Source organism: Infirmifilum sp. NZ (genome assembly GCF_022693705.1).
GTDB lineage: Archaea > Thermoproteota > Thermoprotei > Thermofilales > Thermofilaceae > Thermofilum.
Window position 1 is genome coordinate 1,643,499 of record NZ_CP094288.1, and the last position, 24,280, is coordinate 1,667,778.

At 59.2% G+C, this 24,280-nt stretch carries 23 protein-coding genes; 13 read left to right on the plus strand and 10 right to left on the minus strand.

Annotated elements, in window-relative coordinates; all coding sequences use genetic code 11:
- Positions 1-29: 29 nt before the first annotated feature.
- Positions 30-1,214: a galactokinase gene (locus tag MOV14_RS08985; protein WP_318536991.1), complete on the plus strand. Its 1,185-nt coding sequence runs from the start codon at positions 30-32 to the stop codon at positions 1,212-1,214.
- Here MOV14_RS08985 and MOV14_RS08990 read toward each other — a convergent pair.
- Together MOV14_RS08990 and MOV14_RS08995 are read right to left on the minus strand one after the other, a co-directional pair.
- Complete coding sequence (locus MOV14_RS08990) at positions 1,207-3,195, minus strand: hypothetical protein (RefSeq protein WP_318536992.1); 1,989 nt, start codon at positions 3,193-3,195, stop codon at positions 1,207-1,209. The two genes, MOV14_RS08985 and MOV14_RS08990, sit on opposite strands and share 8 nt — an antisense overlap.
- Positions 3,196-3,231: 36 nt before the next feature.
- Positions 3,232-4,275, minus strand: coding sequence for a UDP-2,3-diacylglucosamine diphosphatase (locus tag MOV14_RS08995; protein WP_318536993.1), 1,044 nt, complete (start codon positions 4,273-4,275; stop codon positions 3,232-3,234).
- A gap of 133 nt (positions 4,276-4,408) precedes the next feature.
- Here MOV14_RS08995 and MOV14_RS09000 point away from each other — a divergent pair, with 133 nt between their 5' ends.
- Both MOV14_RS09000 and MOV14_RS09005 read left to right on the plus strand, forming a co-directional pair.
- Positions 4,409-5,515, plus strand: coding sequence for a hypothetical protein (locus MOV14_RS09000; RefSeq protein ID WP_318536994.1), 1,107 nt, complete (start codon positions 4,409-4,411; stop codon positions 5,513-5,515).
- 46 nt (positions 5,516-5,561) lie between these two features.
- Complete coding sequence (locus MOV14_RS09005) at positions 5,562-7,622, plus strand: Sip1-related alpha-galactosidase (protein ID WP_318536995.1); 2,061 nt, start codon at positions 5,562-5,564, stop codon at positions 7,620-7,622.
- Here MOV14_RS09005 and MOV14_RS09010 read toward each other — a convergent pair.
- The 6 genes from MOV14_RS09010 to MOV14_RS09035 all read right to left on the minus strand — a co-directional run bounded on the left by MOV14_RS09010 (position 7,599) and on the right by MOV14_RS09035 (position 13,149).
- Complete coding sequence (locus tag MOV14_RS09010; protein WP_318536996.1) at positions 7,599-7,952, minus strand: hypothetical protein; 354 nt, start codon at positions 7,950-7,952, stop codon at positions 7,599-7,601. The genes MOV14_RS09005 and MOV14_RS09010 overlap by 24 nt on opposite strands.
- Complete coding sequence (locus tag MOV14_RS09015; RefSeq protein ID WP_318536997.1) at positions 7,939-8,319, minus strand: hypothetical protein; 381 nt, start codon at positions 8,317-8,319, stop codon at positions 7,939-7,941. Before MOV14_RS09015 ends, MOV14_RS09010 begins: the two co-directional genes overlap by 14 nt.
- Before the next feature lie 4 nt (positions 8,320-8,323).
- Positions 8,324-8,989 carry a succinate dehydrogenase/fumarate reductase iron-sulfur subunit gene (locus MOV14_RS09020; RefSeq protein ID WP_318536998.1) on the minus strand — a complete coding sequence of 222 codons (666 nt, stop codon included), beginning with the start codon at positions 8,987-8,989 and terminating at the stop codon, positions 8,324-8,326.
- 6 nt (positions 8,990-8,995) lie between these two features.
- A complete protein-coding gene (locus MOV14_RS09025; protein ID WP_318536999.1) occupies positions 8,996-10,153 on the minus strand; it encodes an FAD-dependent oxidoreductase in 1,158 nt (385 codons plus the stop codon).
- A gap of 55 nt (positions 10,154-10,208) precedes the next feature.
- Positions 10,209-11,792, minus strand: coding sequence for a glycerol kinase GlpK (gene glpK / locus MOV14_RS09030; protein ID WP_318537000.1), 1,584 nt, complete (start codon positions 11,790-11,792; stop codon positions 10,209-10,211).
- A gap of 67 nt (positions 11,793-11,859) precedes the next feature.
- A complete protein-coding gene (locus tag MOV14_RS09035; RefSeq protein WP_318537001.1) occupies positions 11,860-13,149 on the minus strand; it encodes a transposase in 1,290 nt (429 codons plus the stop codon).
- Between the two features lie 442 nt (positions 13,150-13,591).
- Here MOV14_RS09035 and MOV14_RS10040 point away from each other — a divergent pair, with 442 nt between their 5' ends.
- Positions 13,592-13,813 carry a hypothetical protein gene (locus tag MOV14_RS10040; RefSeq protein WP_442786710.1) on the plus strand — a complete coding sequence of 74 codons (222 nt, stop codon included), beginning with the start codon at positions 13,592-13,594 and terminating at the stop codon, positions 13,811-13,813.
- Between the two features lie 102 nt (positions 13,814-13,915).
- A complete protein-coding gene (locus MOV14_RS09040; RefSeq protein WP_318537002.1) occupies positions 13,916-14,662 on the plus strand; it encodes an HAD family hydrolase in 747 nt (248 codons plus the stop codon).
- Here the strand turns inward: MOV14_RS09040 and MOV14_RS09045 are convergent.
- On the minus strand, positions 14,643-15,116 hold the full coding sequence (locus MOV14_RS09045) for an SDR family NAD(P)-dependent oxidoreductase (protein WP_318537003.1): 474 nt from the start codon (positions 15,114-15,116) through the stop codon (positions 14,643-14,645). The genes MOV14_RS09040 and MOV14_RS09045 overlap by 20 nt on opposite strands.
- Before the next feature lie 223 nt (positions 15,117-15,339).
- Between MOV14_RS09045 and MOV14_RS09050 the strand changes: the two genes are divergently transcribed.
- From MOV14_RS09050 to MOV14_RS09085, 8 genes are all read left to right on the plus strand, one after another.
- Entirely contained in the window at positions 15,340-16,101 is a 762-nt protein-coding gene (locus MOV14_RS09050; RefSeq protein ID WP_318537004.1) for a hypothetical protein, read from the plus strand.
- On the plus strand, positions 16,079-16,852 hold the full coding sequence (locus tag MOV14_RS09055) for a transposase (RefSeq protein WP_318537005.1): 774 nt from the start codon (positions 16,079-16,081) through the stop codon (positions 16,850-16,852). The genes MOV14_RS09050 and MOV14_RS09055 overlap by 23 nt, the downstream gene beginning before the upstream one ends.
- A 198-nt stretch (positions 16,853-17,050) precedes the next feature.
- Positions 17,051-17,917 (plus strand): lysine exporter LysO family protein, encoded by an 867-nt coding sequence (locus MOV14_RS09060; protein ID WP_318537006.1) that lies wholly within the window; start codon positions 17,051-17,053, stop codon positions 17,915-17,917.
- A 235-nt stretch (positions 17,918-18,152) separates the two neighbouring features.
- Entirely contained in the window at positions 18,153-19,265 is a 1,113-nt protein-coding gene (locus MOV14_RS09065) for an MFS transporter (protein WP_318537007.1), read from the plus strand.
- Positions 19,266-19,333: 68 nt separating this feature from the next.
- On the plus strand, positions 19,334-21,049 hold the full coding sequence (locus MOV14_RS09070; RefSeq protein ID WP_318537008.1) for a chloride channel protein: 1,716 nt from the start codon (positions 19,334-19,336) through the stop codon (positions 21,047-21,049).
- A 59-nt stretch (positions 21,050-21,108) separates the two neighbouring features.
- Positions 21,109-22,107 (plus strand): ABC transporter ATP-binding protein, encoded by a 999-nt coding sequence (locus MOV14_RS09075; protein ID WP_318537009.1) that lies wholly within the window; start codon positions 21,109-21,111, stop codon positions 22,105-22,107.
- Positions 22,108-22,109: 2 nt separating this feature from the next.
- Positions 22,110-22,895, plus strand: coding sequence for an ABC transporter permease (locus MOV14_RS09080; protein ID WP_318537010.1), 786 nt, complete (start codon positions 22,110-22,112; stop codon positions 22,893-22,895).
- A 50-nt stretch (positions 22,896-22,945) separates the two neighbouring features.
- Positions 22,946-23,698: a hypothetical protein gene (locus MOV14_RS09085; protein ID WP_318537011.1), complete on the plus strand. Its 753-nt coding sequence runs from the start codon at positions 22,946-22,948 to the stop codon at positions 23,696-23,698.
- Positions 23,699-23,718: 20 nt separating this feature from the next.
- Here the strand turns inward: MOV14_RS09085 and MOV14_RS09090 are convergent, their stop codons facing one another.
- Entirely contained in the window at positions 23,719-24,270 is a 552-nt protein-coding gene (locus MOV14_RS09090) for a flavin reductase family protein (protein WP_318537012.1), read from the minus strand.
- Between the last annotated feature and the right edge of the window lie 10 nt (positions 24,271-24,280).

Below are 24,280 nucleotides of genomic sequence, written 5' to 3' on the forward strand. Positions count from 1 at the left end.
TTTAAGCAGTGCTAATGCGTATATTTGTTGTGAAACCACAGGAGATACTGCTCAGCCGCATCCCTGGAAGCCCCCTCCTCGTGTCCTCGGCTCCAGGACGCGTGGATTTCCTCAATACGCACCAGGACTACAAGGGCTTACCCGTTGTCCCCATAGCTGTGAACCTCAGGACCTACGTTGCAGTGCTCGAAGAGTCGGAGAACTTCGAGGTCGAAAGCCTGAACCTTCTGGAGGAGGGTCGAGAGCACAGGGACAGGTTCCCGCCGCGGGCCCCACCCCTGCTACCCGGGAAGTGGTGGGGCAACTACCTCAGAGCGTGCGTCGCGGCGCTAGAGCAGAGGCTTGGCGTCAGGTTAAGCCGGGGCTTCAGGGCCGTGATCTACAGCGAGGTCCCCGTGGGGTCGGGGCTGTCGAGTAGCGCGGCGCTGGAGGTCGCGTTCCTAAAGGCCGTCGACTCCTTCTTCAACCTGGGACTGCCCACAGAGGAGTTGGCTGAAACCGCTTTCTACGCAGAGAACACAGTCGCCGGGATACCCTGCGGCAGGTTGGACCAGTACGCCTCAGCCTACGGCGGGGCGATACTGCTCTACCCCAGGCCCCCAGTCAGGGTTGAGAGGCTGAGTATCAGTTCACTGGACTTCGTCGTCGTGGACTCCGGGATAAGGCACAGCGTCGCGGACATTCACCCCAGGAGGCAGGCTGAGCTCAACCAGGCCCTTTCAATTCTACTCTCGCAGCGCGACTTGCCCAGCTCACTCAGATCGAAGCTGAGACCCGACTTCTCGCAGACCCAGTGGGAGGAGGTGAGCTTCAGCGAGGTGGAGCCTTTCCTCAAACGCCTCCCAGACCACCTCGCGAGGCGGATAGCGTTCACGTTGCTCATGCATGAGTCGACGATGCGCGTCATAAGTAGCCTCCAGCGGGGCTCTGCCAGCCTCGACATGCTAGCCAGGGAGGTCAACCTCCAGCACGAGCTACTGAGAGACTACTACGACGTGAGCCTCCCGGAGCTCGAGAAGATGCGCGAAGCCATGCTGAGCTCAGGAGCCCTTGCCGTCAAGCTGAGCGGGGCGGGTCTCGGGGGAAGCCTCTTTGCGCTGACGAGGGGGGAGCGCGAGAAAGTCAAGGTCATCGAGGGCGCGGTGAGGGTCGGCGCTAGGAAGGGTTGGTCGCTGAAGCCAGACGAGGGCGCCAGGGTTGAGAAGGCTAACTGAAGCAGCCGTAAGTTCCAGCAAGGTCGGGGTACCCGCAGCGCGTGAGGGCGGCGCAAACCGCGTAGTTCAACTTCCCTTTGAGCTGCTTCTGCCTTATAGCTGCCTCGAAGAGTAGCCCGGCAAGCCCGCAATCCTCCCGAGTCAGCTCCTTGACGACCTCATCCAACTTCTCCCTAGCCTCCTCGATGCGACCCTTGCCCGCCACCGCGTCGGCCAGCAGGATGCGGAGGTAGTAGTGATCCTGCTTTAAGCCCTTACCGGATGCATATCTCATAGCTTCAAGTATGCTTTTCTCCGCCTCATCGTACTGCCCCAGGTTGAGGTAAGCTATGCCCTGAAGCCTGGAGATGCTGTACTCAGCTTCCTCGTCGAGCGGTTTAACGCCGCTCAGGGTTTTGAGAGCGAGCTCGGGCAGGAGGCGGCTCACCTGGAGCTCCGCGAGCTTTAAGCTGAGCGCCTCTCTCTCACTCCGGAGCTCCTCTGCCTCTAGCGCAGAGAGAATGCCCACAGCCTTCGAGACAAGTTCCTCAGCGACCGCTAGGCTGCCGGCGTTCTCCGCGAACCTCGCGAGGACCTCGAGCCTAAAGGCTGTGGCGTCCTTCAGTAGCTTGGACAACGTTCCGGGGCTCAGTACGGCAACAGCCTCCAACGCTTGGAAGCTAGCCTCATCAGGGACCATGTCCAGAGCAGTCAGGGCGATGTACCTCGCAGCCCCCTTAGCACCCATCACGGTGGACCAGGCCGCGTGGAAGGGAGACTCGGAAGCGAAGACACTTTCGTGGACGTTTGGCGGGCTAAGCGCGACCCTGCGGAAAACCTCCCTGGAAACACCGCTTCTCCAGGAGTAAAGGGATAAGGCGTCGTACCTTAGTAGCAACCTGTCCACGAAGGCTTCCTCGTTCTCGTCGGGCTCGATAAGGGGAGATGGGAAGCACCGGAATCCGAGGGAGGCGGGGATCGCTAGCTTGTCGAGAACCTCCCTTGGAGTGATTTCCCTTAGCTTTGCCTTAGCGTCCTCGATTGAACGGGGTAGCTCGCAGCTCAAGCCCTTGAGCCTGCACAGAGACACGTAGGCCATTGCTAGCTCCACGAAAGCAGGCCTACCCATCGACAGCCTGGCGAGCTCGCTCAGATCCCGGTCTGAAAGCGAGACGCCATCCCAGGAGGCGAGCCTCCTCGCAACCTCCTCCAGCTCACCTAACGTGAGCCTGCCCTCGACGTCTACCCGCGTTACACCGCCGCTCCACCCGGCCGGGACGACCGTGTACCCTCCAGGCGTGAAAACCACCTTCTTACCGTGCAGCACGCCCGCGGCATCCTGCTGGCCGGCGTAGAGGGTGAAGCCGTCTTTCGACAAATCCACGAGGATCTGGTACATCAGCGCCAGCTTCCCGGTACCAGGGGGCCCTGCAAGCTCGACTCCTCTCCCAGCGTGGATGGCTGAGAGGGCCTCGTCGACGACAGCGTCCACCCCCTTCCCCCTGACCTGCTCCACGAACAGGGGCCAAACGTAGCCCAACGCCCAGGGCAGGTCGTCAGCCCCCACTGCTAGGAGAGGGGTAGCGCCGTCACCGTCGAAGACCACGAGCCCCTTAGAGAGCCTTTCCTTTATCTCGGCAACAACCCTCCTCCAGAGCCTTGCTCTGCCCTCAGTCAGGACGTTGTTCTCCGCAAAGAGGCTGCAGAGCTCCTCCAGCCTCGCCGCAACATCCCGGTCTATGGACGATAAGCCGAGCCCTCCTAGGAAAGTTTCCACCATTAGGGAGAGTAAGTTCAGGTCCTCGCTGCCGGGACTGCAACGACCCTTAACCTCCGCGAGCACGCGGATCCTCTCCCTAATCCTCTCAGACTCCTCTTGGCCTACTACGCTTGAGATAACTTCCTCGATCTCACTCCAGTGACTCTGGGCGCAAGAAGCGATATCGCACAGGCTGAAGTCCCCGCTCCTGAGCTTGTCCGCCATGCAGGTGTAGTAGCTCAAAGTCCTCAGCCGTACGGAGTAATTTACCGAAGCTAATTAAAGTTGTTCCGCTGGTAGCTCAGCAGTCCTGAGGGTCTTCGCGACGCCTCCTTCCCACTTTCCAAGCTCGATAAGCCTGCTGGACAACCTTACGAAGGTGCAGCAGTCGTTCACGCCGTTCTCAACCCAGGAGCCCGAGTTCGCGAAGATGCGGCTGTTCTCGACTAGAAGCTCCGGGACGTGAGTGTGGCCGAGAATGACCCCGTCAACCCTCCCGATCTCGGGGACACTCTCGAGCATGTCTAGGAGCGCGTGTAGCGGCTTGCTGACCGCGATGTTGCTGAGGCTTTTTCCCCGGAGCCTGCTCCTGAAAACCCTGGCTGCGAGGCCTTGGATGAGGCCGTACCACACTTTATCCTGTAGCTTGCGCCACGAGAGGATTATCATCGGGGAGAGGAGGAAGAAAGCCGCCAAGCCGAGGAGTAGCTCGCCGCTGAGGCTCGAGACCCCGAAGGTTGCGAGTATAAGTAGGAGGATGAGCGTGGACAGGCCGGCGAAAACCCACTCGAGCGGGCCTGGAAGGTAGAACAGGGACTCGGAGAGTACGTATATGTAGCTTTGCAGCTTCCAGAGGCTCTTAACCCTTAAGAACAGGGTGTCCAGCTGGTGCCCGTGCAGGAGGAGGAACCTCCTGCCGCCGACCTTCAGGATAAAGAAGTCGGGCACCACGTAGAGGTCTCCTCTCCCCCTCCTGCTTTCGAGGCGGAGGTTCGCGATGATCCTGTCGTGGTTTCCCGCGACGTAAACTATCGTCTTGTCGGCTTTAGCGAGCTCCTTGACCGGGTCGTAGGCGCTCCTAACTATGTCTCCCACGCTGGCGTTCCAGAACTCGAAGATGTCTCCCAGTAGCACTACTAGGCTAACCTTCTCGTCGCGGCAGTACTTAGCCAGGAACTCCGCGAAGTCCTCGTACCTCGACAGGCTTCGACCGCGAAACCTCAGCCCGAGGTGCGTGTCGGAAACCACTACTGCCTCCTCGCCGTCTTGCAGCTCGACTTCAAGGATGCTTCCGACAGCGCTGTCAACTCTGCTGACCTTCATGCGCCACCGGCTTCACGGCTAAACGGTGAAATAAAATTGATGTTTTCGTTTTTCCCGAGGCGGAAAGTCCTTTTCTCGTGGGTTACCGCAGTTTTCCTAATTACCCCCCAGGGCTCATTGCTATTGAGCAAGCATGAAGCAGAAGCTGGTAGCCCTTGGGCTGATAGCGCTGCTCGTGTCGCTGATGGCAGTATCCCAGGTGCAGGCCTCAGAGGACTCTTCGGTTGAGGCACTGATAGCCAACGCTAAGAGGCTGCGGGGGATTGCTTATGAAAAGTTCTCCTACCTCGCCTCCGCCGTAAACACAACGCTGTACGCGCCGAACATCTCAGAGATCGAGTCACTCCTCTTGGAAGCAGACAGCTACCTGAACACGAGCGTTCAGCTCTACACCTCCGGGAACATCACCGGGGCCAAGCTCTACGCCATCTACTCGCTTAACACATACGACACCGCTATAGAACTCATCGAGAAGCTTGCCGAGAAGGCAGGCCTGGAGCTCGAGATCGAGGTCGAGGCCCCGCAGAACCGGACGGAGGTGAACTTGTCCCTCCACTACAACATGAGCGTGGCCCTCAGCAGAACAGCCCTCACACTGCAGCTACAAGTCCTGAAAGCCAGGCTCAGCGAGCTCGAGTCCACGCTATCCAAGCTCAACCAGTCGCAGTACAATCTCACGTACGTGTATGCGCTTATAGCTTACGCGAAGGATATCCTCTCCCAAACCGAGGCGCAGCTGAGCAGCGGGAACATCACAGTTGCACAGCTAGCGGCCAACCTGGCTGTGGTCAAGAAGATACTCGGGCTGATCAACGCGGAACTGAACAGGGTATCGCTTCACGTTACAGTCATCAGAGCGATGAAGCTCGGGCTCCTAAAGAAGAATGAGACGTCGTTCCTCAACGCATCCCTCCTCAACCACACAGGTCCCAAGCTCAAGGAAATACGCAACAGGACCAGGACGGGTCTCAACGAGACTGCCGCAGTGCTGAAAGAGGTTGAAAACGAGGTCAGGAACATGGCTAAGGGCTTGAACGACGCGGTCAAGCAACTGAAGGAGAAGATCAAGGAGAAGCATGGAGCCGAGAAGGAGATAAGCGCCCCGCCGACTTTCAAGCCGCCAAAGGAGAAGCCGCTTCCGCCGGGCCTCGAGAAGAAGCTCGGGGAGAACGCCGGAAGTGAAGAGAGCGGTGAGCAGCAAACCGGCCCAGGCAAGGGCCCGCGAGGTAAAGGCAAGTAAAACACTTTTTTTAACTTGAATAAACCCTTCTTTTTTACGATGCATCTTGAGCCCACAGTTTAAACTCTCGGTCGCCAGGCTCGAGGTCTCTACGGGAGGCTTTCTGAAGGAAGCCACCCCCGCGGAGGCCTACCTTACGGAGCGTGAGCGAGAAGTAAGGGTTAGAGAGGGGGGTGTTCTCGCCGCCCGTCTCCTCCTTCTCAAAGGTAGCGGCGTTACGACGCCTGAAGGCGTGGCGGCCGTAGCCGACGTGAAGCTCCCACGTTTCCGCCGCGCCCTGGTCTTCCACCACACGTACGACTCGCCTGGGTACATGGGCGGAACCAACGAGCCTTACGACTACCCGCAAGCCCAAGAGGTTGGAGAGTTCATGGCTAGCCCGTGGACGTTTCCATGGCACACCGAGAAGCTGAGCGGGATGCCCAGGTCGCTGAAGATAAACCAGCTCATGCTCGAGGTCGAAGAAGGCTTCGTCTTCGTCCTATGTGTCCCCGCAGACGGGTTTGCACCGTACTTCACTGAGCCGGCGGAGGGAGTGCTGAGGCTCGTCGTGACTTCGAGAGCTAGGCGCGAGTGGATGGAAGCCCCTCTCCTAGCGTATGCGCTCTCAGAAGACCCCTACAGCGCTGTAGAGGCGGTGTACAAGGCCGTGGCTTCACACCTGGGCAGGACGTGCTCCCTCAGGAGCAGTAAGCCCTTCTCGGAACCCCTGCGCTTCTTGGGATGGTGCACCTGGAACGCGTTCTGGCGCGACGTGAACCAGGAGAAGCTCGTGGAGGGTGCTCGTGAGATCATGGCGAAGGCGCCTGTGCGGATGGTTCTACTAGACGACGGCTGGATGGAGGAGAAGGACGGGATGCTCAGGAGCTTCGATGAAGACAGGGAGAAGTTCCCAGACGGTCTCGCTTATGCTGTATCCCGTTTAAGGCAAAGCGGCGCCAGAAGCGTGGGCATCTGGTTGACGCTAAACGGCTACTGGAACGGTATACACCCCGAAAGCCACCTTGCCCACTCCTTCAGAGAGGAGCTGGAGGAAGTTGGGGGTTTACTCGTGCCTAAGCCGGAGTCCTCGTTCCGCTTTTACTCGGAGTGGTTTAGGCTCATCAAATCGAAGGGGTTCGACTTCATCAAGGTCGACAACCAGTACGCTGTCTCCACAGTTTACTCCGAGAAGTACCCCGTCGGCGACGCGTCTCGTATGCTACACGAGGCCATCGAAGCCGCAGCCGCCCTGCACGGGTTGGACGTGCTGAACTGCATGTCGCTCAACCCAGAGCACTTCTTCAACTGGTTCAGGTCGAATGTGACGAGAGCGTCTATCGACTACAGCGTGCCCCACAGCTCGTCCAGGTCTAAGCTGCACCTCTACTTCAACGCCTACAACTCGATCTGGCTCTCCCAGCTCGCGTGGCCCGACTGGGACATGTTCCAGTCCTATGACCCTCTGGCCCTCCCCCACGCGGTGGCGAGGGCGATCAGCGGCGGGCCTATCTACGTTACAGACGAGCCCGGTAAAACCCGAGCCGAGGTGCTGAAACCCCTCGTGTTTGACAGCGGGGAGATACCCAGCCTGGACGGCCCCGCTCTGCCGACGCGCGATACTGTCATGCTGGATCCCTACAACGAGAAGGTGGCTCTTAAGCTTGCAAACAGCATCACGGTGCCGGGCCTGGGCGTCTACCACCTGCTGGCAGCTTTCAACATATACAAGGGCGACGAGGAGGTTTCATACACGTTTAAGCCCAAGGAGCTGGGGGCTCGGGAAGGAAAGGTTGTTGTCTACGAGTACTTCAGCAACCAAGCGGTGAAGGTGGGCGTCGAGGAAGATGTCGCTGGGAAGCTCGAGCCAGGCGGCGTGCGTCTCTACGTGATCTCGCCTGTAAGGGACGGTTTAAGCGTCATAGGCACTAGGCAGCTCTACGTGTCTCCCGCAGTGATAGCCCGCGTTGATAGAGGTGAGGGAGAGCTCACTGTCTACCTAAAGGAGAGAAAGCCTGTTCTGCTTTACCTGGAAGAGAGCCTCGCCGTGGACGGCGCGCAGATAGAGCCAGGTTTACGGGAAGTGATCCCCCGTAGCGCAGCTCTAAGGATAAGGCTTCGCCGCTAGATAGAGCGTCAGGAGGAGTGCGTAAGCGAAGAGGAGAATGCCTAGCGTGGACAGCATTTTCCTCGACTTCCCCTCTGAGACCAGCTTTGCCTCAACCAGAACCATGTGGAGCCCATATAGAGCGTGGTACAGCGCAGCGACCAGCAGCGCAAGTTCAGACGCAACCACGAGCGGGTTTTTGAAGGCCATCAGAACCTCCCCGTACGTGGGAAGACCCTTGTAGGATCCCTGCAGGTGGACTCTCACCAGGTGAGCTACGACGACAACTGTGAGGACTGCACCGGTCAAAGCCTGGAGCACCCAGCCGAGGCCACCCTTACGCGAGGACACCGGCAATCACCCACACACCTATAGCTATCAACATGATAGCCGAAATCCAGGCCATCACGAGCAGAGTGCGCCTGTGTTGCAGAAAGTACCCAGCCTCGACAAAGGCCGAGTAGACCCCCAGGGTCCCGTGAATCACCAGGATGCTCCACAGCAGAGAGTCAGCGAGGAGACCGAGCCTCCCCGAGAACAGGTTTAGCAAAGCGGAGTAAGCCTCCTCACCCAGAGCGAGGGTAGATATGTCGACCAGGTGTAGCAGAAGGTACAGCGCCATAATGATACCGGCTAGTCTTCTCGCCGCGAAGGACAAGTGCTCAAGGCTTCGCCCCTTCAACCTGAACCAGCTCTCCAACACCTCCCTCAATCCCATAGCCTCACCCCTCAACCCGTAATTCCCCCTTCAGGAGCCTGCGGCGGAGGCGCATAATAGATTCACCGGGTTTAAAGCCAACCGGACACCTGACGCTACACTCAAAAGCCGCGTGGCAAGCCCACACCCCAGCCCGAGAGTCCACAACCGCTGGAACTTTGCCGTCGCCGCTTTTAGAGATCAGGGCGAGCAGCGAGGGGCCAAGGTACTCGGGGAAGGTGTTGGCGATCGGGCAGGCAGAGTAGCATATCCCGCACTCGATGCAGTCGTAGAGCTTCTCAAGCTGAACCTCTTGAAGCCCACCGTCGACTATCTCAAGCGTCGAGGGAGTAACGAGCTTGTACTTTCCAAACATCCTGGACTTGTCTACTGCCAGGTCGCTGATCACCTTGAAACCCCTGAGAGGCTCAAGGACCACTACACCTCCCTTAGCGACTTCCCCTATGCGCGTGATGCACGCAAGCCTCTCGACCCCGTTAATCACCATACCGCACGCGCCACAGACCCCGTGGTGGCAGGCGTGCTCAAACGCCAGAGTCCTATCCTTCTCAAGGCTTATCCTCTCAACAACGTCCAGTACGCTCTCAGACGGGTCGGCTTCAACGTCGAAGGCGTCGAACCTCGGCTCACCCCCAGCCTTAACCCTCTTGATCACAACTCGGAACCTCATGGAACCTCACCCCTCGAAAAACAGCCAGTAGGGGGCAAGGGGCCTGCTAGCTGTCTGCGACTCCTTCGCTGCGCCCAGCCTCTCGGCTACAAAGTCGCCCAGCTTCTCTGCCATAAGCCTCGCCGTTGTGAACTTCCCGCCGATTATGCTCACGAAGTTCTCCGCACCGTCCCGGGAGTGGTCGATCACAGCAAAGCTCCTGCTGACTTCCCTCCCAGTGCTAGCAGCCCCTTCCCCGATGAGAGGCCTCGAAGAGACGTAAACGGCCTTGATCTTCAGCCTCGAAACAATGGGTGCCAGCTCCGACCCCCTCTTCACCATGAGCTCTACGTGCTCCCTAGGAGGTTTAACAGAGTCCGGGTCCTCCACAACCCAAGAAGTGGTCCCCACCACGCTCGTCCCCCGGTGGTGGACTATGATGTCGCCGTCGCCCGGCTTGTTCAGCCTGTTGAAGACCATGTTACCAATCCTGCCGTCGAGGGCGACCATCACTCCGGGGCTGGGCTTGACGGGGACGCGAAGGCCTGCGAGCCGAGCCACCTTGTCAGCCCAAGCCCCCGTTGCGTTGACTACGAAGTCAGGCTTAACCTCGTACTCCCGAGGGACCGTCTTGTCGAGCACTTTCACGCTGGTAACTCTGCCCCCCTCAACCTTGAAGCCGACCACCTCGTTGAAAGGCTTTATGACCGCACCGCTGAGCTTGGCCGAGGCTGCAAAGCTGAGGATCACTTTGAGGGGGTCGAAGGTCCCGTCGGGGACCTTCACCGCGGCTTTGAGGTCCGGGTTAAGGTTTGGCTCAAGCCTGAGAGCCTCCTCCCTCGGGACTTCCTCGACGGGTATCCCGGCTCTCTCGCACTGCTTCAGGAAGAAGTCCTTGTACCTTAGGTCATCCTCGGTGACCGCGACGAAGAGGCCGCCGTTCTTCTCGAACAGGAAAGGAGCTATCCTCCTTAAAGTCACGTTCTCGCTGTAGCACTCCCGGGCAACCTCAGCATCGGCTATGTACCTGCACCCGCTGTGCAGGAGGCCGTGGGTTCTACCGCTAGTGCCTGCGCCAAGCGAGCCTCTCTCAACCAAGGTGACGCTTAGGCCTCGTGACGCGAGGTCGTAGGCTATAGCTACCCCAGTCACTCCGCCGCCAATAACCAGGACGCTTTTGGTCAAGGGCCTCAACACCTATAACTAAAATATATATTTCAATTTTTTGTAACAAGATTATTTACGTACCGTAACCGTACGCCCAGGGCACTTCCCTAGCCCAGTTGAGAGCCCTCGCGACGGCCGCCTTCCAGCCTCTGTAGAGTCTCTCACGCTTCTCAGGATCCATCGCTGGCTTGAAGACCCTTTCCGCTTTCCACGTTTTCCTGATTTCCTCTAAGCTCCCCCAAACGCCGACGGCGAGACCGGCTAGGAATGCTGCCCCAAGGGAGGTGGTCTCGCGCACCAGCGGCCTGATGACATCCACGCCCAGTATGTCCGCCTGGAACTGAAGGAGAACGTCGCTCCTCGAAGCCCCACCGTCAGCTTTAAGCGACCTGATCCGGGAGGCGGTGTCCTTCTCCATAGCCTCCACGACGTCGCGGGTCAGGTATGCTATGCTCTCTATCACCGCGCGTGCAATGTGGCGCCTGGTAGTCCCCCTGGTGATCCCTATGATCAGCCCCCTCGCGTAAGGGTCCCAGTAGGGGGCCCCGAGACCCGTGAAAGCGGGGACGAAGTACAAACCGCCTGTATCGTCAGCCGACTCGGCTAGCGGATCCACCTCGGGGGAAACCTCTATGATCTTCAGGCCGTCGCGGAGCCATTGAATAGCGGCGCCTGTTATGAAAACGCTTCCCTCCAGCGCGTAGACAGCTCTGCCCTGCTCGAGGCTGTAGAATACCGTGCTGAGGAGGTTGTTCTCGGATTTGACCACTCTCTCCCCCGTGTTCATGAGTATGAAGTTACCGGTCCCGTAGGTGCACTTCACCTCCCCCGGCTCAAAGCCCGCCTGCCCAAACAGGGCTGCCTGCTGGTCCCCGGCGTCGCCGGTAACAGGCACCTTTTGGCCGTTGAAGATGCCGTCCAGCTCGGGACCCGTGTAGCCATACGCCTCTTTCTCGCTGGAGGGGCGCGGAAGCGGTAAGCTCTCCTCAGGTATGTTCCCCATGAGCTCGAGAAGCTCCGCGTCCCACTCGAGGCGCCGTATGTTGAAGAGCATCGTTCTAGAGGCGTTCGAGTAGTCTGTCACGTGAGCTCCGCCTCTCCCAGGCGTAAGCGTGTTTGGAGAGCCCTTGGTAAGGTTCCAGATGATCCAGCTGTCTATCGTTCCGAAGACCGCCTCACCCTTCAGGGCTTTATCCCTGAGCGTGCCCACGTTCTCGAGAAGCCACTGGATCTTGCTTCCCGAGAAGTAGGGGTCGGGGACAAGGCCCGTCTTCCCGTAGATCACGTCGAAGTAGTTTTCCCTGAGCTTGTCGGTTATGGGGGCTGTTCGACGGTCTTGCCAAACTATAGCGTTGTAGAGGGGCTGGCCGGTCCTCGGGTCCCACACCACTATAGTCTCGCGCTGGTTTGTTACACCTATAGCAGCGATATCTCGTGGATCAACTTTAGAGCGGTCGAGGGCCTCCTTCATGCAGACTAGAACCTTCTCCCATATCTCCAAGGGGTTGTGCTCAACCCAACCCGGCCGGGGGTATATCTGTGTGTGCTCGCGGTAGGCCCAGCCTCCCGGGACAGGGTTTCCGTTCTCATCGTATAAAGCCACGCGCGTCCCCGTGGTGCCCTGGTCCACGACGAGAACTATCTTCCTTTGCAGCATTGTCTTTAAAACTCTTCGGAAACTATTTATTTTTAATCTCATCCAGAGTCCTTATATGTAAAAGCTTTTACTTCACGCTCATATACCGGGCGCGCGTTTGTCCGAAGAGAAGCAGCATGGAGGCCGAGCGCTTCGCCAGCCTTTCGGCGAGCTCCTCGACCTCGGCTTCCTCTATGAACAGCTTTAATACATGAAGCGCCGGCACGCTGTCGCGCTCGAACTCCATGCCGCACTCCCTGCACTTCATCACCCTCGTCCTCCCCCTCTTTCTGACCTCCTCCAGCTTGCCTCCGCAGAGCGGGCACCTCTTCGAGGGCAGAGTCCTCTCGATTACTGGAATGCCGTGGAATCCGAGGGCGTTCTCCAGCCTCCTCGCGAAGCTGCGCAGAGTCCTCTGAAGGCCGCTGTTCCTCAGAGACTCGTCGAATGGCACATCGATGAACGCTACAGCCCTCTTTCCCCTGAGCTCCTTAGTCGCCTCCGCGACAGCACTCAGCAATGCGGCTCTGCGGCGCCTGTGCGCTTTCCTCAGCGCGCAACGAGCGGTGGCCCAGGCGCCCGGCTTCCTGGACTTAGTTGCGTTGCGCTGTAGCTCCTTTATCCTCCTCCAGTCGATTTTCGGAATCTTGAACCTGCGGATCCTGAAGCTCCCGCTTCTGAGGTCGTAGGCGAGGAAATAGAAGCCGTGACTGCTGTTGACGTCGACTACTGCGATTACTTCCAGGTTCTCGAGCAACTCCTCCACGCTCAGGCTGTGAGAGCAGTGGAGCACGACGCTCACCTGCCCATCGCTCTTCACGGCAACGTACCTCGACATCTCCCCTCCGGATTCCCTGCAAGCATCCTCCTGCCTCCCCAGCCACTCCGCTCCGCGCTCGGGCAGAGGGATCCTGTAGGTTCTCCTGTAGAGCCTGATTATCAGCTCGGCACCCTGCACGTTCGCCCCTGTGCGCCTCAGCATCCACGAAAGTAGCGGGAAACGCAGGTAACTCCTCCTCTTCGACGCAGTGCTCGGTTGCACCATTTTGTCGAACGCGTCCCTGTAAGCCCACGGCACAGCCTTCCACGCGCCTTCGAGCTCCTTGCTGTCCAGGCCAAGTAGCCTCTGCCAGAACCTCAGCGAAGCTTCCGGCTGGTACACCCGCTCAATGAACTCCCTGAGCTCTTTGGGCAGCTCAGCCCTGAACCTCAGCACCCTGAAGCCCTCGACCGTTATTTTTCTCTCACGGGGGTCAGCCACACCACTCCCCCACCCGCTCCACTCTCTTTTCCCCGAGAGTGCAGGCGCCACCATGCGGCGCCAGTTTTCTCGGGGAAGCACCCTGGCCCGCGCCCCCGAGGCCGGCTCACCCTTCACCGGCCACCTCTTGCGGCTGCGGGCCTCATTCTTCCCTGAGCGGAGGGGGTTAATATGTGCTCCGATGTTAACGTTGAAAGTATAACATTGTTACATTCTGTTGAAGGTTGGTTGCTTTTTCAGGGCTTACGGCTACGTGCGCAGAGCGAGGATATGCAGCTTGTGCCGAAGGTCTTGCTGAGCGGCTTAGGCTGCCTCAGGCGCCACAACATCCTTGTGAGGCCTGTCAGCTCGAGCCACCTCGCGACGCCCCCTCCCAGGCCTCACCGCCGACCTCGACCCTCACAGCTACGGGCGGGGATGGGGTTATAAACGCTCACATAAGCCTGCTAGGTCTGCGAGGTTAGGGGCCGTGGACGTGACGGACTACCGCGTCGTGCTCGGGAAGGCTTAGCGCTCGGAGATCGTCTGCGCCCGCGCCACGCCGGTTGAGAAGGAGGGGCTGAGGAGAGAGGCAGGGGAGAGGGGCCTGAGCCTCTCCGAGTACCTTCGCATCAAGATCCTGGGGCTGAAAACAGTTAAGCCTTTTCTCTCCTCTCTTTGTTTTCCCCACTCTACCTGGCCCCATGTCTGCTGTGTCGTGGCGAACCTGGAGCACGGGGACGTTGCTCGAACACTCTCACACAACCTCCCTCTAACCCGCTGGAAGCGGGGGAAACCGTAGGTCGAGCACGGGAGGAAACCAGGGAAAAGCTAAAAAGCACAAGTACGCCCCCTCTAAAGCTAAAGTAATTTAAACGCGCGCCCCTTTGGTAGCTGAACCCACATGCAGGACTTGAAGCAGCTAGTGGAGCGGGTGAGGGTCTTCTCATTCGATATCGACGGCACTATCGTAGACAGCTACAGCTACATGCGCGACGTCATCGAGATTCTGCTGCTTTACATAGGGGTGCCGGCAAGCATGCTTCAACCTGTGGCCGACGAAGCCGTGGAGGAGTGGCTCAGCCGCGAAAAGAGCGGCACCATGGACTACTCGAAAATGCTCGACATCCTCTTGGAAGCCGCGGCGAAGAGAGGCCTGAAGCTGAGCCCGGACCCGAGGGAGTTCACCGAGCTACTGCTCGAGGCTCGGGTGAAGGCGTCGCAGACCCTGCCTTGCGCGATCAGGCTGCTGCGCGAGCTCAAAAGCAGGGGAAAGGTTGTGGTGTCTGTGTCGGGCGGGGACGGCGTGCCCGGCATGAAGAGGAGGAGGATGGATCTAGGCGAGCTCTCGAAGTTTTTCGACGAGATAATCGTAGTGCCCGATGACGCTCCCTCGAGAGTAGATGCCCTAGCTAGCCTAGCCTCCAAGTACGGCACCTCCTTCGAGGAAGTGGCCCACGTCGACGACCGCGTCGAGCACGCCAACAGCGTGGCCCAGGCCGGGTTCCAGTCCATACTGGTCAAAACGGGGATGCTGAACCCCGAGCAAAGCATAGACAGTAGAGTCGTGGTTATCGAGAACCTGTGCCAGCTGTACGAAGCTGTGGCGGGAGAGGAAGCGGCGAAGAGCGCTAAGCGCGGTAGAGGTTAAGGGGCGAGAATACCTGCAGGAAGCCCAGCAGGCCCGGTACGAACACCTCCCTGCAACCTTTCTCCACGCACGCGACGACTTTCTTGGCCACGGTCTCCGGCCTAACGGCGAAGCGTGGCGTCCGGGCTCCCGTCCTCTCGAAGAACTCAGTTGCTGTTGCACCAGGGTACACTCTCACAACTCGAACCCCCCTACTCTTGAGCTCCCTCTCGAGGGCGGCAGAGAGTACATGCAGCGCCGCCTTGGAGGCGGTGTAAGTCGCGAGCTTCGGTGTCAGCGCGAAAGCGGTCGGAGTCACGAGGTTCACAACCACAGAGCCTGGCTGTAGCAGCTCCTTTAGGGCAATTACGAGCTGAGCGGGCCTCACCGCCGGGTTTATAAGTGTGCCTCCTTCAGGGCCTGCTCGGGTGCTGTCTCCATGGAGGGCGCAGGCAAGCCTCAGCGAGACCGTCACACCGGCTGGGTGCGACGCTTTTTCAGGGAGCCGTAGTCCAGCAGCCTCAGGCGGTCCTCCAGCTTAGCCGGTCTGAGCCTGCATGAATTCTTCCCTGTTTGCCGTGTTTTCACTTTCGGCGTTTATTTTCGGCGCAGGGATATAAGGCCGCGTAGCTCAGTGTAATGTGGGGCTGAAGCGCAGAAAGGGCCCGGGGCCGCAACAGTTCCCTGGAGGTGGGAGCGTGGGCCGGAAAGGCGAGGGGAGCGGCGAGAGACACGTTGACGCCTACAGGGTCTGGGAAGTCAAGACCAACAGGGAAAAGAGGCAAAGACTGCAACGGCTGTACGTGAGGCTGTCCAGCGCAGTTAAGCAGGCGTGTAAGGCCCTCAGAAAGAAGCACGGCGACGCGTTCAGGAGGGAACCGGAGAAGTTCAGCGAGGAGCTGGCTGGGGAGGCTTCGAAGACAGCGGGACTGCCGAAGGGCCTCTTCTATTACGCAGTGGAATGGCGGAGCATGGTTGCCGAGGCCAGGAGGAAGTCTAAGAGGCGCAACGGGTTCACTCCGCCTCCAGTACCGCTACTCGTCAAGGTGGTCAACAGTGGTGAGAGGCTTCACGGCAAGGGCAACGCTGTAGCAGTCCTTAACGTCGACGGAAAAGAACTACGCGTGCCCAGCGCTGGCGTCGCGGTGAGGCTGAAGCCATCGCTGATTAGGGCGGTGCTCGAGGACGTTGAGCGTTTCCCAGATTTGAAGCTGACGTTGCAGCTAACAGCTAGGGGGAGGCTTCGCCTAGTGACGCACCGCGAGGTTAAAACTACATGGTGGGACGGCGACGGCAAGCTGGCTGTCATAGCGGTGGACGTGAACAGTAGCCACGGCCTCTACCTCATTGCCTTCGCCTTCGACGGCGAAGCCAAGCTGGTGGTGCAACGCGTGTTTAAGCCGCCTAACACCACCATGCTGACTGCTCGCGGCCATTATGCACAGCTACTCCAAGGTTAAGTTCTGGAGTGAGGCCGTAGAGAGGTTCAGGGAGAGGAGGGACGTCGAAAAGCTGCGGAGAGAGGGGAGGGGCTGCGCGGTGGAGGAGGCCTTGAGGCTGGCGGAGAAACTGAGAGCGAAAATGAACCTGACGCCGGAGAGGGCTGAGAGAATAGCTAGGCAGGCCCTCAGGAAGATTCGAAAGCTCAACGACGGCTGGATTCGTAGCGTGCTCAGAGAGCTGAGAGCGTTGATAAGAAAGCTACGGGATCAAGGCTACACAGTCGTCGTTGTCGTCGACGTGCCCCAGGCCGAGTCCCTCAGAGGCTCGCAACTGCAGAGGACGCTGCTGAGAATAGCAAAGCGGCTTGAGAACCTCGCCCTCTACGAGGGCGTCAGGTGGCTCAAGCCTGACAACAACGTCTCGGGCAGGCGGTGCCCCCTCTGCGGGAAAGAGGGGGTAGAGGTTCAGAAGCGCTACTACCGCTGCGAGGGCTGCGGCCTGGTCTGGGGGAGAGACTGGGCCGCGGCGTTCAACGCCGCCAAGCTCTTCCTAAAAGCATGCACAGCCGAAAAGCACCTCCAGGCGCTGCAGAGCTGGCTACAGAGCCACCCACGAGCACTGGCGAAGAGGTACTACATGCCACGACCCACGGCTCCAGAGACAGGCCAGCATGCCCCAGCCACAGCTCCCGCAGCTCCCCCACCTGGGGGACTAGCGGGTGCTGCGCGCGGCGCGAGGAGGGTATGTGCCCGCGGCGACACGGGCTGAAGGCCGCCCAGCCAGGGCGGCCCGCCCCGGAAAGGGGCGACCCATGACCCCGCAAGGGGGCTCTCAGAAAAGTGAAGGGGGCAGATGAGCCAGGCGCGGCCGTAACCAAGGCTGTCTTCAGCGTCTGCACCTAAACCTTTCCAGCCCATTACTACGAAAGTTTAAAAACATTACACCTACGATGAGTTGGACATTTGCATGGAGCTGAGCTCAGCGGGCATCCTACTCGCCTTCGTGGCGTCCATAGCTCTTGGAAGACTCCTCAAGGTTAAGATCCCCGAAGCCGCCTTCAAGCTCGTCGTAGCCACTTTGGTGTTCACTATCTCGCTCTGGGCCTCGACGCACGGCGCCGCGGTGCTCTTACAAAGCCTTGCGACATCTGCTGTGATGCTAGCTTTGCTGACAGCCGTCACGCTACTTCTCGGAATGATGATCGACAGGGGCTCCTCTGGAAACCCCGGCGGGAAAGCTAGGGGAAGAGCCGACCCGGTGTTGCTCCTTTCAATCGCGGGGGGCTGGGTAGCGGGCCTCTTAGTTGGCGAACGCCTGTCCAGCTTAATAAGCTCCGCTGTAACTTTAGAGGTCTACGCTGTGATAATTGCCACTGGGCTCACAACCGCTGACGCCGTGACCGTGGACGCTGTTAGGAAAGGCGGAGCGGTAGCCATGAAGGCGACCGGTTTGAGCATAGTTTCTGCGCTGGCTACAGGTTTCCTCGCCTCGCTAACCCTCGCGGTGCCCCTAGAAGCGTCTCTGGCTACGATGCTCGGCCTAGGGTGGTACAGCTTCGCGGGCCCGTTTGTGGCGCAGGTTTACGGCCCAGCTTGGGGCTTCACAGCATTCCTCACGAACGTGCTGAGGGAGCAGCTGACGTTCATCCTCGTGCCCACTCTCAGGAAACCCAGGGCGTCTATGATCAGCCTCGGTGGAGCCACTACCATGGACAACACGCTGCCAGTATACGTCTACACTTACGGAGACGAGGCCTCCATCCCGAGCATTATTCACGGCTTCCTGCTGACGCTACTAACACCCTTCCTCGAGAGCCTCGTCGTAAGCCTGTAGAATCAATCACTATCACCCACTTCATTTAACGGTGCTCACGTCCAATTAGGGAGGTTTTTCAGGTAGCTGTGGAAGGTAGTAGCGGCGCCGGCGCCTTATCGATACGAGTGGAAGGCCAAGCGATCGAGCTCTCGTTGTGATACTCGTTAACGTTGCCTGCCCCTCAGGCACCGCTTCAGGCCTGGCGGTGCGGAAAGTTTTTCTAAGAGCCGGCTAGACCCAAAGGGGAACGCGCTTGGAGCCAGCCTACATCCTGTCCTTCATGGCCTCCTTCCTGCAGGCGGTCTTCACTCCAGCCCTCGTCCTCTACGCCTACAGCCTCTCACTCGACGAGCTTCAGATCAGCGTGATCTCGGGCGTCGCGTCGTTCGTGTACGTGGCCGGATCATTGACGTCTTCGGCGGCTCACAACCGCTTATCCGGCTCTAAGATCATCGCCTTGGCTTTCGGCGTAATGTCAGCAGGCTTCGCCGCGCTGCTGTTCTCTAAAACATTCACGGGGATACTGGCTTCCTCCAGCCTCGTCTTGCTGGGCTTCGGGCTCTTTTGGCCGGCGGTTGAAGCACACCTATCTCGTAGCGGGTCGTCGGTGTCTAAGTTTTCATTCTCGTGGAGCTCCGGCTCGCTCGTCGGAGCTCTCCTCACCTCCACCCTCCTCAAGCTCGACTTAAAGCTACTCTTCGTTGCATACACCGCTCTCTCTATCTCTCAATCTGCGTTAGGGCTCAGGATTAAGGGCAGCAGTTCGAGCGTGTATAGACATGCTGGGGATGCGGGCACGAGGGATCTGCTCCTGCTCTGGGCCCCCTGGGCGTACTGCATAGCCTACTCTGCCTCGTCTAGCGGGGTTTTCACATTCTATCCTCTGTTCGTTGAGAGCAGGAGCTTGTCACGCGACTACATCTCGCTCGTCAACTTCACAATGCTCCTGACGAGGACAGCCACATTCTTCTTCTACGATAAAGCCCCTAGATCGCTCAGGAACCCTCTGCTGGCTATGCTGGGTTTTCTAGCTGGCCTCGGCTTGACCTCAACCGCAAACCCCATACTTGTGGCGCTGATCTCCGGCCTCATAGGGTACGCTCAAGGGATGATCTACGCGACCGCGCTCGACCTCGTCTTCAGCCGAGGCAGTGGAATCGAGAAGGCGACCTCTCTGTTCGAGGCCTTCATAGGTTTAGGCTACGCCGCGGCTCCACCCCTCAGCGGAGCCGCAAACGCCGCTTTCGGCTTCGAGCCAATATCGTTTGCGAGCGTCCTAGCGTTGGCAACCTCGCTGTCAGCGAGCCTAAGCATGAAAAGCTTTAATGCAACTAGACATTCGAAGACGCGAGACAGAAATTATTAGTCCTGGCCGGCCCGCTGGGCCCGGGGCTCTAGAGCTACCTCTGTTTGGTACAAGCTGGGTGCGGCGGTATGAAAGTGGCGATGCAGGGTTTGTCAAAGATTTTAGAAGTTGACTCGCAAGAGCTCCTCTTTCTCACCTACTCGGTAGCGACGGGCTTGCTCGTAGGGGTTTTTAGCCTAGCTTATCTCGGGCTCTTCAACACTCTCTCGAGCGTAGCCCAAAGACTGAGCTCGGCAAGTGTGTTCGCGCGTGCCGCCCTACCTATGGTCGGGCTAGCCGCGTCGTCGCTAGTACTGCTCCTGCTTACAGGCTACGCAAGGCACCTTGGGACTCACAACGTGATCTACGCCTACCATTTCAGGGGTGGGGAGATAAAAGCCAGGGAAACGCTCGCCGACGCCGCGTCGTCCATCCTAACGATAAGCCTTGGTGGGAGCGCGGGGCTCGAGAGCCCGGGCCTACACCTCGGCGGAGGGATAGGATCCCTCGCCTCCAGGCTCTTCCGCTTAGAGGCCGGGGATAGAAGGAGGCTGATGATAGCAGAAGCTGCCGCAGGCCTGAGCGCGATCTTCAGAGCCCCTCTCTCGGGCACGCTCTTCGCCCTGGAGATCCCGTACCTGTTCGATATCGAGAAAGAAGTGTTCCTGCCAGCGCTCCTGGCATCAGCAGCATCGTACCTCGTTGTACTAACATTGGGCGGTGGCGAGACCCTGGCCTACCCATTTCTCGCTCAGTACCCGATGACCGTTGAGCCTCTGCACGTGGTCTTGGCCGGGGTTGCATCGGCGGCTGTGGGCCTCTTGTTCGTCAGGTTTTACAAGCTGGTGCAGAGCAGGCTCGCCCGACTTAGGCTTGCACAAAGGATCGCTCTAGGCGGAGCCATTCTGGGCACTCTCGTGGCCCTTTTCCCGGAGGTCTCGGGCACAGGGTACGGAGTTATAGAAGCGGCTCTCCGGAACGAGCTCAACGCAAGCATAGGTCTCCTCGCCGCCCTTCTCTTGCTGAAGATAGTTGCAACCTCACTCACGCTGAGCTCCGGAGGCTCGGGCGGCCTCTTCATACCCTCGCTCTACGTCGGCGCTGTGATGGGCCTAGCTTACACGAGACTCTTCGGGCTCGACCCCCGATACACCCCCGTTTTCATGTCAGCTGTCCTCGCCTCTACGACGAAAACCGCCATCATGCCCGTGGTGTTCGTCGCGGAGCTTTACGGCGGAGGAGCCATAGTGCCCGCATCACTAGCGTCCGTAATAGCCTACTTCCTCTCGGGGCACGAGACCTTCTACGAGGACCAGCTTCTCAGACGGCCACCCTTAGAGACCTACACTCTCGCAGAGGTCTACTCAATCCTCAAGCAGCAGAAACCGGAGGTCCTCGAAAAGTACCGTGTCGCTGAGTTCGCGGAGAAGCCATTCGCCATAACGCTAAGTACTCGACTCGAGCAGTTGCTCGCTATCGCTGCGAAGCGCGAGGCGGAAGTTTTCCCCGTCGTGACGAATGACAGCAAGCTCATAGGCTACCTGACGCTAACGGATGTTCTCAGCTTCAACCTATCAAACCCAAGCCTCAGTGTCGAGGCGCTCCCGATCAGGAGGCCTCTGACGGTACAACCCTCAGAGCCTATCGGGAGCCTCGCAGAGCTAATGGTTAAGGAGTGTGAAACCCACGCCTTCGTCATAGACGCCCAAGGGAGACTCCTGGGAGTGATCTCAGCCGACAAGCTTACAGAGAAGCTGTTGCCCCACTTCCTGTCAAGAGGGAAAGGTTTATCTAAGGCTAAATGAAATTTAACTAGGGTACATTCCTCCGCGCTCTTCTCACTTGCAGCCAGAGGGTGAGCGGTATGCTAGCTGTGGAGGTTAGGGATCTTAGGAAGAGGTACGTCTCCCGGACCCGGCGGGGTTTCCTCCGCTGGGAGACAAGCGTAGTCGAGGCTCTTAGAGGCGTTAGCTTCAGCGTGCGGAGGGGGGAGCTATTCGGGATACTCGGCCCTAACGGCGCGGGGAAATCAACACTCGTCAAGATACTGTCGACCCTGCTCCTCCCCGACGGAGGTGAAGCCAGCATCCTTGGATTCGATGTGGTGAAAGATCGAGATGAGGTGAGGAAGCACATAGGCATATCTCTGAGCGTCGAGAAAGGCTTCTTCTACAAGCTGACGGCCAGGGAGAACCTGAAGTACTTCGGGATGCTCTACGGCCTCAACGGCTCGAGGCTCAACAGCAGAGTCGAGGAGGTTCTCCGCGAGGTGGGCCTCCACAAGCACGCGGACAAAACGTACGAGGATATGAGCCTCGGTATGAGGGCTAGGCTCAGCATCGCCAGAGCACTACTAAGCAACCCTGAAGTCCTAATACTGGACGAGCCCACGCTCGGGTTGGACCCCGTCTCCGCAAGGAGGATACGCGGGCTCCTACTGGACCTCGCCCACAAGCAGGGCAGAACGGTGCTCCTAACGACACACAACATGTTCGAGGCTGAGACCCTCCTGGACAGGGTGGCGATACTGGTTGATGGGAGGATCGTCGCCGTAGACAGCGTTGAGTCACTCAAGAGGAGCATAGCCGACTCCGTGTTCATCGAGGTGAGAGTGTCAGGAGTCCCGCACGAAGCGGTTGTGAAGGCCCTCCAGTTGGTGGAGGGCGCAAGGCTCAGCACCCACCACGCCCACGGGAACGTAGAGAAGCTCACCGTCGCCGTTCCTGCGAGCAAGGCGGACGAGGCCCTAGAATCCCTCGTGCACAGCTTCAGAGCCAGCGGGCTGAAAGTGCGCGGAGTCTCAGTCAAGGAGCCAACCCTTGAGGACGTGTTCGTGGCTTTGACGGCTAAGAGGGGTGGCTAGCCGTGAACACCAGGGTCTTCATCGCCCAGCTGAAGGCGGGGTTTCACCTGTGGTTGGCCTTCTACAGGCACAGCCCAGCTCTCATAGCAGTCCTCCTGCTGCGGCCCTACCTGGTCCTTCTCGCGCTCACGGCGATCAGCCAGGAAACAACCCCCACGAAACTGCTCAAAGACGTTATGATCAGCGTCCTGGTGGTCTCATCGATAGACATAGTTTGGGACCTGGCGGGCAACGCCCTGTCCCTCCGCTTCCTGGGGGTTCTACCATACATAGCCGTGGCGCCGTCTAGCCCGTCTATCGCTCTGGTGCTGAGCTACATCCCGAGGTACCTGATCGAGTCGCTCCTCAAGGCAGCGGAGTTCCTCCCCTTGCTCGCCCTCTTCGTAGGTTTTGCCCCCGCGCTCCTGAATGTTTCCCTCATATTCCTGCTCTCGCTTCTGGCCGCTCTGCCCCTGCTTGGCCTCAGCTCGCTCGTAGCTTACTCAGTTCTCGCATCTAAGGAGGAGACCGTCTGGCTCGACTGGCTCGCCCCCCTAATACTCCTCGTCTCCGGCGCAATCTACCCTATCTCAATCCTACCCCCATGGGTCCAGGCCGTCGCGAAGCTCCTGCCGACCACCTACCTCTTCGAGCTCGTCCACGCCCTCACAGAGGGGGGCCTCGCCGGCGACGCAATCACAGCAGTGGCGCTCGTCTACCTGACGACGAGTCTACTCTTCAACAGCATCCTCCAATTCCTAGTGTCCAAGGGCGAGTCCGAACTGCTCAGGAGGGGGATACACGTATGAGCCGGCGCTTACGCTGTGGAAAAAAGCCAAAAACGGCATCGACATTATCCGTGAGGAAGCTCAAAGCCCTCCTCTGGCTGCACGCTTTGAGAACAAAGCGCTACTTCCTGAGCACAGCGTCTGGTTCGCTGACCGACGCCCTCTGGATGTCCATATTCCTCTTTGGGGCTTACTCCTCCCAGGGCCCCGAGTTCGCTAGAGAGACATACTGGGCGCTCGTAGCCTGGGCTGTGATCGCCAACGCTGGCTGGATGATCGGAGGGTGGGTGGATTACCTGACCGAGCTCGGGTTGCTGGAGCCGCTGGAGTTCTCAGGCGTGTCGCCGGTCGCAGCCGCGTCCGGCAGGAGCCTTGTCATCGCCGTGCCAGTGTCGATCTCGTCTCTGCTGGTGCTGACTCTCTCCTACAGCATGGGAATAGACGCGCTTAACGTAAAGTCACCGGGAGTAGCCCTTGCCTCGCTCCTGCTGCTGTGGGCTCAAGGCACGGCTTACGGCGCAATCCTGGCTGCCACCGTCCTAAGAACAAGTATACCGGCAGCCCTGCTCGACATCGCCGCTCTAACCTACCTGGGGCTTCTGCTAGCCCCCCTCCCACCGATCAACCACCATGTCCTAGCGCTTGTACCGTTGCTCGGGCCGGGATACATCACTAGGCTTGCTGTCGCTAAGGGTGCCGGCTGGACCCTCCTCGCGCCTACAACTCTTTCCACGCTGCTCCTAGCGGCTGCTGCCCTGCTTTACTCGCGGAAAACCCTCGAGCACGTTAGGGGGAGAGGCTTCAAAGCAGTAGTGTTCCAGTAGTTTCGCCGCGCGTGTAGATGCTAGGCTTCCCCCACAGGGCTAGCGTACCTGTCTCCTCCGAGGTGGAGTAAAGGCCTAGCCCTTCTCAGGTCGTAGGTCGCCCCATCCCAGGCGTCAGCACGGGCTCTGGCCCACACAACCCTGCCCACCACAAGAGCGTGGTCCCCCGCCGGGTACTGCGCCCACACGCGGCACTCGAGGCAGGCCAGCGCGCCGTCAATGCACGGCACCGAACCCCTCTCAGCGGGGAGGAGCTGGATTCCGGCCTCCTTTACCTTGTCCACCTCCCTACCGGATGTGGAGCCCGTGAGCTCGACCACGCTCCTCATCTCAACCGGGACAGGGTTCACCGTGAACTCCTCCCTGGCCTGGAGGAGCTCGTAGCTGAAGCGCTTCGGCGAAATAGCCACGGTGATTAGGGGAGGGTTTACGCTCGCCGGCATAGCCCAGCTCGCGGGCATCACATTCACCTTTCCGTCTCCAGACGATGTGACGACCAGCGTGACGAGCTTAGGGTGAAGTAGCCTTGTGTGCCTGCTGAGCGGAACCTCGACATATACACTCTTAGACACGTATACTCCT